Origin of the sequence: Streptomyces sp. NPDC012825, assembly GCF_042900925.1 — a bacterium.
In the GTDB taxonomy this organism is placed as follows: domain Bacteria; phylum Actinomycetota; class Actinomycetes; order Streptomycetales; family Streptomycetaceae; genus Streptomyces.
Window position 1 is genome coordinate 42,013 of the sequence record NZ_JBIBBZ010000010.1, and the last position, 12,138, is coordinate 54,150.

11 protein-coding genes are annotated in these 12,138 nt (G+C 74.2%); 3 read left to right on the forward strand and 8 right to left on the reverse strand.

Annotated elements, in window-relative coordinates; all coding sequences use genetic code 11:
* Positions 1 to 15: 15 nt before the first annotated feature.
* The 5 genes from ACFY7E_RS21145 to ACFY7E_RS21165 all read right to left on the reverse strand — a co-directional run bounded on the left by ACFY7E_RS21145 (position 16) and on the right by ACFY7E_RS21165 (position 6,152).
* Positions 16 to 1,653: an ABC-F family ATP-binding cassette domain-containing protein gene (locus tag ACFY7E_RS21145; RefSeq protein ID WP_383439764.1), complete on the reverse strand. Its 1,638-nt coding sequence runs from the start codon at positions 1,651 to 1,653 to the stop codon at positions 16 to 18.
* Positions 1,654 to 1,747: 94 nt separating this feature from the next.
* Entirely contained in the window at positions 1,748 to 2,224 is a 477-nt protein-coding gene (locus tag ACFY7E_RS21150) for a hypothetical protein (protein ID WP_389487000.1), read from the reverse strand.
* Positions 2,225 to 2,393: 169 nt separating this feature from the next.
* Positions 2,394 to 2,696 (reverse strand): hypothetical protein, encoded by a 303-nt coding sequence (locus ACFY7E_RS21155; protein WP_389487002.1) that lies wholly within the window; start codon positions 2,694 to 2,696, stop codon positions 2,394 to 2,396.
* A 118-nt stretch (positions 2,697 to 2,814) separates the two neighbouring features.
* Positions 2,815 to 4,128, reverse strand: coding sequence for a M14 family metallocarboxypeptidase (locus ACFY7E_RS21160; RefSeq protein WP_389487004.1), 1,314 nt, complete (start codon positions 4,126 to 4,128; stop codon positions 2,815 to 2,817).
* Positions 4,125 to 6,152 (reverse strand): Xaa-Pro dipeptidyl-peptidase, encoded by a 2,028-nt coding sequence (locus ACFY7E_RS21165; protein ID WP_389487006.1) that lies wholly within the window; start codon positions 6,150 to 6,152, stop codon positions 4,125 to 4,127. Before ACFY7E_RS21165 ends, ACFY7E_RS21160 begins: the two co-directional genes overlap by 4 nt.
* 225 nt (positions 6,153 to 6,377) lie before the next feature.
* On the opposite strand from ACFY7E_RS21165, the gene ACFY7E_RS21170 reads away from it, so the two are divergent.
* A complete protein-coding gene (locus ACFY7E_RS21170) occupies positions 6,378 to 7,940 on the forward strand; it encodes a M1 family metallopeptidase (protein WP_389487008.1) in 1,563 nt (520 codons plus the stop codon).
* Positions 7,941 to 7,988: 48 nt separating this feature from the next.
* Here the strand turns inward: ACFY7E_RS21170 and ACFY7E_RS21175 are convergent, their stop codons facing one another.
* The gene (locus tag ACFY7E_RS21175) at positions 7,989 to 8,852 is read right to left on the reverse strand and encodes an oxygenase MpaB family protein (RefSeq protein WP_389487010.1); all 864 of its coding nucleotides are present in this window, start codon (positions 8,850 to 8,852) and stop codon (positions 7,989 to 7,991) included.
* A gap of 97 nt (positions 8,853 to 8,949) precedes the next feature.
* Positions 8,950 to 9,435 (reverse strand): hypothetical protein, encoded by a 486-nt coding sequence (locus ACFY7E_RS21180; protein ID WP_383439775.1) that lies wholly within the window; start codon positions 9,433 to 9,435, stop codon positions 8,950 to 8,952.
* Positions 9,436 to 9,560: 125 nt separating this feature from the next.
* Between ACFY7E_RS21180 and sph the strand changes: the two genes are divergently transcribed.
* Positions 9,561 to 10,586, forward strand: coding sequence for a sphingomyelin phosphodiesterase (gene sph / locus ACFY7E_RS21185; RefSeq protein WP_389487012.1), 1,026 nt, complete (start codon positions 9,561 to 9,563; stop codon positions 10,584 to 10,586).
* A gap of 22 nt (positions 10,587 to 10,608) precedes the next feature.
* Here the strand turns inward: sph and ACFY7E_RS21190 are convergent, their stop codons facing one another.
* On the reverse strand, positions 10,609 to 11,097 hold the full coding sequence (locus ACFY7E_RS21190; protein ID WP_383439778.1) for a hypothetical protein: 489 nt from the start codon (positions 11,095 to 11,097) through the stop codon (positions 10,609 to 10,611).
* Positions 11,098 to 11,392: 295 nt separating this feature from the next.
* Here ACFY7E_RS21190 and ACFY7E_RS21195 point away from each other — a divergent pair, with 295 nt between their 5' ends.
* A complete protein-coding gene (locus ACFY7E_RS21195) occupies positions 11,393 to 12,130 on the forward strand; it encodes a MerR family transcriptional regulator (protein WP_389487014.1) in 738 nt (245 codons plus the stop codon).
* Positions 12,131 to 12,138 lie beyond the last annotated feature (8 nt).

The window sequence follows — 12,138 nt, forward strand, 5'->3', positions numbered from 1 at the left end:
GGGCCGGGGGGTGTCTCAGAGCTCGGTGACCCTGCCGTCCGCGACCTCGACGCGGCGGGTGGTGCGGACGGCGTCGAGCATGCGCCGGTCGTGGGTGACGAGCAGCAGCGTGCCGGTGTACGAGTCGAGGGCGGACTCCAGCTGTTCGATCGCCGGGAGGTCCAGGTGGTTGGTCGGCTCGTCGAGGACCAGCAGATTCACGCCCCGGCCCTGGAGCAGGGCGAGGGCGGCCCGGGTCCGTTCGCCCGGCGAGAGGGTGGTGGCGGGCCGCAGCACGTGGACGGCCTTCAGGCCGAACTTGGCGAGCAGGGTCCTGACCTCGGCGGGCTCGGTGTCGGGCACGGCCGCGCAGAACGCCTCCAGGAGGGTCTCGGTGCCGTGGAAGAGCTTGCGGGCCTGGTCGACCTCGCCGACGACGACCCCCGGGCCGAGCGACGCGTCGCCCGAGTCCAGCGGGAGGCGGCCGAGGAGGGCGGCGAGCAGGGTCGACTTCCCGGCGCCGTTGGCGCCGGTGACGGCGACCCGGTCGGCCCAGTCGATCTGGAGGGTGACGGGGCCGAAGGAGAAGTCGCCGCGGCGCACCTCGGCCTCGCGCAGGGTCGCCACGACCGAGCCGGAGCGCGGGGCGGCGGCGATCTCCATGCGCAGCTCCCACTCCTTGCGGGGCTCCTCGACGACGTCGAGGCGCTCGATCATGCGCTGGGTCTGCCGGGCCTTCGCGGCCTGCTTCTCGCTGGCCTCGCTGCGGGCGTTGCGGCCGAGCTTGTCTCCGTCGGTGGCCTTGCGGCGCGCGTTCCTGACGCCCTTGTCCATCCAGGACCGCTGCATGTGGCCGCGCGCTTCGAGGGCCGCCTTCTTCCCGGCGTACTCCTCGAACTCCTCGCGCGCGTGGCGCCGGGCGGTGTCCCGCTCCTCCAGGTAGGCCTCGTAACCGCCGCCGTACAGGGTGATCTGCTGCTGGGCGAGGTCGAGTTCGAGGACCTTGGTGACGGTGCGGGCGAGGAACTCGCGGTCGTGGCTGACGACGACCGTCCCGGCGCGCAGCCCCTTCACGAAGGCCTCCAGTCGCTCCAGGCCGTCGAGGTCCAGGTCGTTGGTGGGCTCGTCGAGCAGGAAGACGTCGTAGCGGGAGAGGAGGAGGGAGGCGAGGCCTGCACGGGCGGCCTGGCCGCCGGAGAGGGAGGTCATCGGCTGGTCGAGGCCGACGGTGAGCCCGAGGGAGCCCGCGACCTCCTCGGCGCGCTCGTCGAGGTCGGCGCCGCCGAGGTTCAGCCAGCGCTCCAGGCTGACGGCGTACGCGTCGTCGGCGCCGGGGGTGCCGTCGACGAGGCCCTGGGTGGCCTCGTCCATCGCGGTCTGGGCGGCGGCGACGCCGGTGCGCCGGGCGAGGAACGCGCGCACGGTCTCGCCCTCGCGCCGCTCGGGCTCCTGCGGGAGGTGGCCGACGGAGGCGGTGGGCGGGGAGAGCCTCAGCTCGCCCTCCTCCGGGGTGTCGAGCCCGGCGAGCAGCCGCAGCAGGGTCGACTTGCCGGCGCCGTTGACGCCGACGAGGCCGATGACGTCGCCGGGGGCGACGACGAGGTCGAGCTGGGCGAAGAGGGTGCGCTCGCCGTGGCCGGCGGCGAGGTCCTTGGCGACGAGGGTTGCAGTCATCAGGAAACGAATCCTAGGCGACGGGAGGATCCACCGAGGGGGCCGGGGCGCGGCGGGGGCCGGGGCACGGGCAGAGGGGGCGGCGGGGGCCGGGTCAGCCGCGGGAGGCGCCCACCGGGACGGGGGCGGTCCCCCGCAAGGTTCCGTCGAGGAGCCGGAGGAGCACGGCCCGGTGGGTGGGGCCGTGGAAGCGGTACGGGCCGGTGCCGGGGTAGCCGTCGCGCGCGAGGTCCACGGCGGGGCCGGTCCACCAGGCGAAGTCGCGCCAGACGACGTCGTCGCCGTCGCGCTCCACGACGGCCGTGACGGCTCCGCAGCCGGGGTCGTCGCAGTCGGGGCAGGAGTGGATCACGTACCGGCCGCCCGGGAGGCCGTGGTCGCCGGCGTCGAGGAGGCGGCGGACGCGCTCGGCCCGGAGGACGGGCGGGAGGTCCGACGTCAGGGGGGAGACCGTGTCCGCGCCGTCGGCCCCGTCGAGCCGGTGGAGCAGGGGCCTGCCGCCGACCAGGAGGTCGGTGGGGGCGGGGTCGGTCGCGGGGGTGAGGTCGAGGCTGGTGTACGCGGACGGCATGCTTCGAGTATTTCCCCGCGGAGCGGCCCGTTCCATGGCTGATCCGTCCTGGAAATGTCCTGGTCCGGGTACGGACACCGGTCCTGGTCCGTGAACCGCCGGACCGCCGGACCGAACGGCCGCGGGGCGGTCGCCCTCCTTTCGGACGGCGGCCGCCCCGCGTGGGGTGTTACCTGCCGAACGGCGGGCGGCTGTCGTCGTCCGCGTCGGCGCACTGCTTGGCGCGCTTCTCCAGGGCCGCGGCCCTGGAGAGGGCCTTCCTGGCCTCCGTCGTGGCGCCGAGGCGCTCGAGCTTGGCCGCGCGGTCGCGCTCCTTGCGGGCGTCGGCCTTCAGCTTGCCGATGTCGCAGGTGATGCCGCCGGCCGCCGCGGGCCCGGCGGTCGCCGTCTGGCCCGCCAGTACACCCCCGGCCAGCAGTGCGGCGGCGAGCAGGGCCGGCAGGACGCGGCGCGCGGTCGTGGTGGAACGCATGGTGTCTCTCCAACTTCCGGGCCGGGACGGCCCGTTCGAGGCATGGTCAGTACCGGCGGGTAACTTTACCTCGGCAAACGGGGAAGACACGGCGTGGGCCTCCCGGCCCACAGGGTCGTCAACACTCCTCCACAGGACTCCCACCGACGAGGTGATGGGCGGCCCGCCCGTCGAGCAGGAGCGGGACGAGCGCGCGCTGCGACTGCCGCAGCGGCACGAACGCCCCCGCGCCCTCCCGGCGCACGGTGACGCCGTGCAGGGCGAGTTCGTCGCCGGCCTCGGCGTACTGCGCGGCGTCCAGGCGGTAGCCGCAGGGCGGGTCGGTCAGGATCTCCTCCGGCTCCGGCGGGTCGTTGTCGGCGCCGCCGAGGAAGACCGGGCCCCGGTCGGCGAGGCCGGCGAGCCGGGCGCGGGCGGTGGCCGCCGCCAGCGGGCCGCGCCGCTCGTCGAGGTAGGCGAACATCCCCTCCAGGGCGGCGTGCTGGGTGGCGACCCGGCGCCGGTGGTTGCGGGCCGGGTCGTCCTTCTCCGCCCGGTCGAGCGCGTCCACCCGGGTCTCGACGAGCAGGCCGGCCGCGTGCTTGATGCCGGCCGTGTTGCGCAGGATCCGCTCCTGGCCGTCGCCCGCGACCTGCCGGACCGGTTCGCCGGTGAGCGGATCGGTCCAGATGCCGTAGATCCCGGTGGTGTACCCGGCGAGTCCGGCGGCGGGACGGACGTACGCCTCGGAGAGCGTCCGGGACTCGTCGTGGACGTGCGGGTCGGCGTCGAGGCTGCGGGGCCAGAGCGCGAGCAGGTCCTTCTCGTAGTACCGGGGGGTGGCGCCGTACTCGTGCAGGTCGTACACGAGGTGGGGGCGCCGGTCGCGGACGAGGGCGGCGACCGCCCGTGCCTCGGCGGTCCGCAGGGCGATGTGGTCGCGGTTGACGTCGATGCCGTCGGCGTTGCCCCGGGTGTCGGCCTCCCGGCCGTCGGGGTTCGCGGTCGGGACGACCAGGACGGTGGTGCGGTCGAGGAAGCGGCGGGTCTCCGGGTCCCGGGCGAACGCGAGGTCGCGGACCGTGCTCAGACAGGCCTCGCGGCCGGCGGGCTCGTCGCCGTGCTGGCTGCACACGAGGAGCACGGTCGTGGCGGCCCGGGCCGCGCCGAGGGTGGCGAGCCGGAGCGGGCGGCCCTGGGCGGTCGTGCCGATCTCGCGCAGCGACACCCGGTCGCCCGCCCGGTCGACGGCGGCGAGGAAGTCCCGCTCCTCGGCCTCGGTGGTCCACCGGGCGCCCCGGCTCGTCTCGAAACCGGTCCGCGGCGGCGGTTGCGCGGGGGCGCTTCCCGCGGTCTCGGCGGGGACGGCGACGAGCGGCAGGGCGAGGGCGGCGGCGCCCGCCACGAGGGCGAGCGCGCGCCGTGAACCCCGCCGTGCGGTACGGGTCCTCATCGGGCGGCCCCCGCTCCGGGCAGGCGCGGCCCGGCGACGGCGGCCGGCGGTGCGGATCCGCCCGGGGGCAGGAGGTCGGACGGCGGCGCGGAGAGGGCCGGGGCCGGTCCCCTCGTGGCCCGGACGAAGGCGCCCGCGCCGCCGACCAGGGGCAGTTCCGCCCGGGTGCGGGCGAGGTCCAGGGTGAGGGCGGGGGTGGTCGACGGGGGGTCGAGCAGGTCCCGGTCGGTGCCGCCGACGATCAGGGCGAGCCGGTGGCCGGCCGGGACGACGTGGTCGGTGGCGGCGAGGTCCAGGGTGAGGGTGTACGCCCTGCCGGGGGTCAGCGGGCGTTCCTTCCTGGGGTCGGCCCAGGTGCCGAGGTCGGCCCAGCCGCGGCTGACGACCGTGTGTCCGACGGCGGTGGTGCGGGCCGCGGTCTCCCGGTAGCAGGCGCTGTCGCCGGGTGTGCTCGCGCCCCAGCAGGTGCGCTCGTCGAGGGTGGTGATGCCCTCCCCCGCCGCCGTGTAGTCGCGGATGGTGGCGGGGCCGAGGTCGACGAGGACGGCGGAGAGGTGGGCGGTGGCGGTGGTCGGGGTGGCGGTGACCGTCACCCGGGAGGAACCGGCGATCCGCAGGTCGCGGGAGAGCGGCCGGGTGACGAACCCGGCCTTCTCGGGGGTCGCGGTGTCGATCCGGGCCGCCCAGTCCAGTTCGCCCAGGGCCGGGTCGTCGGTGAAGGTCGCGGTGGAGCCGGGGGCGGCGGGGGCGCGGCCGAGGACGCCGGGGCCGTCGGCGGGGCCGGGGGCGGGGCGCAGGGTGGTGGTCGCGGTGCCGCGCGGCGGCCAGTGCCGGTCGGTGGTCCAGTGGTCCGGTGCGCGCTCGACGTCGGCGACGGGCTCGCGGTCGATGCCGTTGTCGTGGCCGAGGAGGTAGTGGTCGAACCAGCGGTGCAGGGTGCGGACCCAGTCGGCGCGCCGGAAGTCGAAGGGGTCGACGTGACCGGTCTGCGAGAGCCAGACCTTCCGCTCGACGCCGTGGGCGGCGAGCGCGTCCCACCACCGGCCGAACTGTCCGGCCCGCACGTTGAGGTCCTGCAGTCCGTGCACGGCGAAGACGCTGGCCTTCACCCGGCCGGCGTCCTTGACGTGGTCGCGCTCGCTCCAGGCGGCGGTCCAGTCGCCGCTGTAGGGGGTGGCGGCGGTGATGCGGTCCTGGACGGCGCCGCAGCGGGCCCGTGCCTCCGGGCTGTTCACGTAGTCGGAGAGCCAGCTCGGGTTGGCGTTGTAGAGGGGGGCGCCCTGGGAGTGGAAGTAGTCGTACCAGGAGGAGATGGCGCCGATGGGGACGATCGTTTTCAGCCCTTCGACGCCGGTGGCGGCCACGCCGTTGGCGACGGTGCCGTCCCAGCTCTTGCCGATCATGCCGACGTTCCCGGTGCTCCAGCCGGTGGCGCGGGCCGGGGCCGTGCCGGTGCGGGTGGTGTAGCCGCGGGCTCGTCCGTTGAGCCAGTCGACGACGGCCTTGGCGGACCGCACGTCGGAGCGTCCGCCGACGTCGTCGCAGCCGTCGGAGCGGTTGGTCCCGGCGAGGTCGACGGCGACGAAGGCGTAGCCGCGCGGGACGAAGTAGTTGTCGTAGTACAGCGGGAACCGGACCGGCTTCCCGTCGGCGTCGTAGGTCTTCCTCTGGCTCTCGTTGCCGCGTCCGCAGCAGGCGTAGTACGGGCTGGCGTCCATGATCACCGGGATCTTCCGGCCGGCCGCGGCGGGTTCCCGGGGGCGGACGACGTCGACGGCGACCCGGTCGGCGCGCCCGTCGCCGTCGCCGTCGAGTCCGGTGTCGACCCAGACGGACTCGCGGACGGCGTCGGCGTACGAGTGGACGGGGCGCGACTCGCGCACGGACCCGGCCGCGGGCGCGGCGGGGTCCGTCCGGGCGCCGGCCGGGGTGACGAGGGTCGCGAGCAGCGCGGCCGTGGCCGCCGCCACGAGGGTTCCGTACGGCGCTCGGGCTCCGCGGGTGATCCGCTTTCGCATCGGCATGGGCGGGAACGTACCCCGGTCAACTCCCGTGCAAAAGAGCGCCGGAGGTAATCAGGGTTCCTTCGGGGTGGTCCCGTGGGTGGAGGGGTTCGTGTCGGCCGAATGGCGATCGTGTGACAGGAGGTCCTCTGGACGTGACGGTCCGTCGGGGCGCTGAATAGTGTCGCGGTTAAGGACCGACGACCACCCGCGCGTCTTACGTTTCTTATGACTTGGGGAGCACCTGTGCACCGCAGAATCATCGTTCCGAGCGCCCTCGCGGCCTCCCTGCTGCTGGCGATCCCGGCATCGGCGGCCGACTTCGTCCCCGGGGCCCCGGGCATCGGCGACTCCTACTACCCCGCCAGCGGCAACGGCGGCTACGACGTCTCCCACTACGACCTGCGCCTGAGGTACGAGCCCGCCACGGACCTCCTGGAGGGCACGGCGACGATACTCGCCACCACCAAGCAGAACCTGTCCCGGTTCAACCTCGACCTCGGCCTGAAGGTCAGCGAGGTCCGGGTGAACGGCCGCGTCGCGAAGTTCACCGCTTCGGGCGACCACGAGCTGGAGGTCACCCCGGCCGTCCCGCTGGAGAGGAACAAGGAGATCTCGGTGGTCGTCCGCTACGCGGGCAAGCCCTCCGAGTTCAGGATCGACGGCTGGTCGGCCTGGGCCCGCACCCCGGACGGCGGCGTCGCCGCGCAGGAGCCGGACTCGGCCGTGTGGTGGTTCCCGTCCAACGACCACCCGCTGGACAAGGCCACCTTCGACGTCTCGGTCTCGGTGCCGTCCGGTCACCAGGCCATCAGCAACGGCGTGCTGCAGTCGCAGTCCACGTCGCTGGGCCGGACCCGTTTCAACTGGCGCTCCGACAAGCCGCAGGCGACGTACCTGGCCACGCTCGCCGTCGGGAAGTTCGACATCACGACGGACCGGACGGCGAACGGCCTGCCGGTCCTCAACGCGTACAGCAAGGACCTGGGCGCCAACGCGGGCGCGGCGCGCGCCTCGATCGAGCGCACCACCGAGGTCGCGGAGTGGCTGGAGTCGGTCTTCGGCCCGTACCCCTTCAACGCGCTCGGCGGTTACGTGCCCAATGTGACCAGCGGTTTCGCGCTGGAGACGCAGACCCGGCCGTTCTACAGCCCGCGGCAGTTCGCCAACGGCGCGAACGTGTCGGTGGTCGTCCACGAGCTGGCGCACCAGTGGTACGGCGACAGCGTGTCCGTCCGGGACTGGAAGGACATCTGGATCAACGAGGGCTTCGCCCGCTACAGCCAGTGGCTGTGGTCGGAGAAGGAGGGCGAGGGCACGGCGCAGGAGTTCGCGGACTACGTGTACGCGCTGCGGGGTGCCGACGACCCGTTCTGGACGGTGAAGCCGGGTGACCCGGGTCCGGAGAACCAGTTCCACGGCGCCGTCTACGACCGGGGCGCGCTGGCGCTCCAGGCGCTGCGCAACGAGATCGGGGACGAGGACTTCTTCGCGATCCTGAAGGGCTGGCCGAAGCAGTTCGCGTACGGCAACGCGCGGGTGGCCGACTTCGTGCGGTACGCGGAGCGGGTCTCCGGCGAGCCGCTGGCCGAGCTGTTCGACACCTGGCTGTACGAGCCGTCGAAGCCGGCCGCTCCGGCGGCGGCCGAGGCCGGCCCGTCCGCCCCGGCGACCGCGCGGCAGACGGCTCCGCAGGCCGGGACGGAGGCCGCCGCGAAGCCGGTGCGGCCGAAGTCGTGGAAGAAGGTCGCGGCGACGAACACGATCCACGACCACGAGCGCGGCCACGGGGGTCACGGCGGTCACTGAGCCGGGCCGAGCCGTACCGAGCGGTGGAGTGGTCCCGGGGGCCGTCCGTCAGCGCTTCGCGCGGCGGGCGGCCCTCCGCGCCTCCCTGGCCAGGGGGAGGTAGCGCAGCCGCTCGGGCAGGACGGGGACCACGGCCCGCAGGGCCCGGCAGAGCCGGCGCAGGGCGCGCTCCTGGGCGTCCGTCCACTCCAGGCCGATGGCCTCGCGGGCGTCCGGGGGCATGAAGCCCGCGGTGAGGAAGGCGCGCAGCCTCAGGAAGGGGCGGCGCAGGAGGGGCCAGAGGAGGCGGAGGGCGAGCCGGAGCGGCAGCGGGCCCCGGTCGGGGGCGGGGACGGGCAGGTCGGTGTCGAGGAGTTCCCGTACGACGGCGGTGGCCTCCAGCTCCTCGGCGAGGACCTTCCGGTAGTACGGCCAGAACTCCTCGATCGTCTGCGGCATGTCCCGGTCGTGGATGCCGAGGACGCGGCCGACCTGGAGCCACTCGGCGTACAGCTGCCGTTCCTGGGCCGCGGTGAGGGGGCGGGCGAGCAGGCGGAGGCCGTGCCGGTAGACGGGGAAGCCGGTGGCGTGCACCCAGGAGTAGAAGGAGGGGGTGAGTGCGTGGTAGCGGCGGCCGTGGGCGTCGGTGCCCCGGATGGCGCGGTGCAGCTCGCGGAGCCGGCGGCCCTCGCGGGCGGCCTCCTCGCCGCCGTAGACCCAGAGCTGGACCGAGCGCAGGGAGCGCTCGCCGCGGCCCCAGGGGTCGGTGCGGAAGACGGAGTGCTCGTCAACGCCGGCGCCGATCGCGGGGTGGGCGACCTGCATGGTGAGGGCGGCGGGCAGCATGAGGAGCGCCCGGACGTCGCCGGCGACGCTCCACAGCACCCCGCCGGCGGGCGGCGGCGCGGGGTCGGCCTGCCTCACGCGTTCCATGTCCTTCTCCTCCGCGGTCGTCTCCAGGGTGCACCCGTGGCGGCGGGCACGACGAAGGGGCCGTCGCCCGGGCGACGGCCCCTTCCGGGTGTACGGGTCAGGCGCGGTCGGCGCCGACCGGCTCGCCGACGATGCGGGCGGCGAGGGCGTGGGCCCAGGCGTCGACGTCGGCGTTGAGCTCGCGCTCGGCGACGGCGCGCTCCTCGGCGATCTTCGCGGTGCCGGTGGCGAGGATGGCGTCGCGCTCGGCGGTGCCCTCGGCGCGGGCGGCGGCGATGGCGGCGGAGCCCTCCTCGACGGCCTTGGAGCGGATGCGCGCGGCCTCGTGGCGGGCCTCGGCGAGCTCGGCCTCGTACTGCTCACGGACCTGGGCGGCCTCGGTGCGCAGGTCGTCGGCGCGGTCGGTGCCGCCCTCGATGGCGTCCTCGCGCTGGTCGAGCGTGCGCTTGATCTTCGGGAGGATCCCCTTCGCCAGGATGAGGAAGGTGATGCCGAACAACACCACGCCGAGGATGAGCTCGGCCCAGACGGGGTTGAGCGGACCGAGGTCCGTCTTGAAGATCTGCGAGTTCGCGAGGGTCATGCGCGCATTCTACCTGGAGCAAATGGGTGCAAATACGGCACCGGAGTGAGAGTTGGCACGCTCGTGCGGGTCCGGCCAGATTCCCGGCACCCAGAGGCTACCGGAAGGTAACCACGGCTGATTGTATGTGCGGCGCCAGGCCAATCCCCCACGTCTCCACGGGAGTTCACGTGTCGTTCGCCGCGCTCCGCCGCGTCCCCGGCGCCGCTCTTTCCCTCGCGCTCGCCGCCGCCACCCTGACGGCGACGGCCCCGGGCGCCTCCGCCGCGACCACCGAGGCCCCCCGGCTGAAGGTGCTCACGTACAACGCGTTCCTGTTCTCGAAGAGCCTCTATCCGAACTGGGGGCAGGACCACCGGGCGAAGGCGGTCCCCACCGCCCCCTTCTTCCAGGGGCAGGACGTCGTGGTCCTCCAGGAGGTCTTCGACAACTCCGCCTCCGACGCGCTCAAGGCGAACGCCGCCGGGCAGTACCCGCACCAGACCCCGGTCGTGGGCCGGAGCAGGAGCGGGTGGGACGCCACCGGCGGATCCTACTCCGCGACCACGCCCGAGGACGGCGGCGTGACGATCCTCAGCAAGTGGCCGATCGTCCGCAAGGAGCAGTACGTCTACAAGGACGCGTGCGGCGCCGACTGGTGGTCGAACAAGGGCTTCGCCTACGCCGTGCTCGACGTGAACGGCAGCCGGGTCCACGTCCTCGGCACCCACGCCCAGTCCACCGACCCGGGCTGCGCGGCGGGCGAGGCGGCGCGGACGCGCAGCCGCCAGTTCAAGGCGATCGACGCCTTCCTCGACGCCAAGGCGATCCCGGCGGGCGAGCAGGTGATCGTCGCCGGCGACATGAACGTCGACTCGCACACGCCCGAGTACGACACCATGCTCGCCGACGCGGGCCTGGCGGGGGCCGACGCCCGCACCGGCCACCCGTACTCCTTCGACACCGAGCTGAACTCGATCGCCTCCGAGCGCTACCCGGACGACCCCCGCGAGGACCTCGACCACGTCCTGTACCGCGCGGGGAACGCCCGGCCGGCCGGCTGGACCAACCACGTGGTCCTGGAGAAGAGCGCGCCGTGGACGGTCGGCAGCTGGGGAACCGGCTACACGTACACGAACCTCTCGGACCACTATCCGGTCACCGGCTTCTGACGGCCGGGCCGGGGGCCGCGGCTCAGTAGCCCCGGCCCCCGAAGAGGCTGTAGAGCCAGGCGCCGAGCACCGCGGCGACGCAGATCATGACGAACCAGGAGGCGGCGCCGGTGTGCCGCTCCTTCCGGGGGCGGCCGGAGCGGGGGGCGCGGGCCTTCCGCTCCGGCCTCTCGCGCTTCCCGGCCCTTCCCCCGCGGTCCGGCGCGGGCGCCGGCTCGGCCATCGCGGCGACGTCGGCGAGCAGGCCGCGGCAGACCGCCGCCAGCTCCGCCGTCCCGGCCGTCAGGTCGACGACCACCTCCGTGCGCGCCGGCGCCGTCGTCCCGCCGTCCAGGATCCGTCCGGCCCGCAGCAGCGCCCGGTCCTTGCCCCCGGTCGGGGCCAGGCTGATCCAGCGGCGCACGTGCTCGCCCCGGATCACCACCCCGCCGCCCCGCTCGCGGTAGACGGTGTGCTCCCGCCACAGGATCCCGGCCAATTCCCCGGCCGTGTCCCTGAGTTCCGCGTACATCGAACTCCCCCCTGCTTCTCTGTCCCCCGCCTTGCCGGCGGCCGACTCTAGCCCGCGCTCCCGCGCCCCCTCACCACGCCCCGGCCCCGCGTCCCTTACGGGCCGAAGTCGTATGCCGTGACCGGTATCCCCCGGTACACGAGGCGCCGGGGAGAGCGAGGGCCCCGTTCATGACGATCACGCTACGGGTGACCACCGACAATCGCGCCGGTCTTTTACACGGGTGGTGAGACAGCAATACTGTTCAAGCGGTCCGGACACGCGGGCCGACGGCTGGGGAAACGAGGCGGCTCGGATGGACGTCGGGAGTGACGTGGAGCTCGGACCGAGCTACACCGTGGACGAGCTGGCCGCGCGGGCCGGGGTGACGGTGCGGACCGTGCGGTTCTACGGGACCCGGGGGCTCCTTCCGCCGCCCGTCATCGGGGCCCGGCGGGTCGGGCACTACGGGCCGGAGCACCTCTCCCGGCTCGCGCTCATCGAGGAGCTCCAGCGGCAGGGCATGACGCTCGCCGCGATCGAACGCTACCTGGAGCAGCTGCCGCCCGACCTCAGCGCGCGGGACCTCGCGGTCCACCGGGCGCTCGTGGCCTCGTGGGCGCCCGAGTCCGCCGAGTCGACCACCCGGCGGGAGCTGGAGCGGCGGGCCGGGCGGGCGCTGACCGAGCGGGACGTCGACCGGCTCGCCGCGATGGGGGTCCTGGAGCGGACCGGCGACGCCGACACGTACCGGCTCGACGGCTCGCTGCTGCGGCTCGGCGTGGAGATGCTGGACGTGCCCATCGAGCACGAGACGATCCTGGCCTCCCGGACCGTGCTCCTGGAGCACGCGCGGACCGCCGCCCAGGAGCTCGCCCGGCTCTTCCAGGAGCAGGTGTGGAACCCGTACCGGGAGAGCGGCGAGGACCCGGACCACCTGACGGCGATGAGGTCGCTCTCGGCCCACATGCAGCCGATGGTGATCCAGGCCCTCGTCACGGCCTTCCAGCGCTCGCTGAGCGAGGAGCTGAGGACGGCGTTCCGGAGTCCGTGAACGACCCC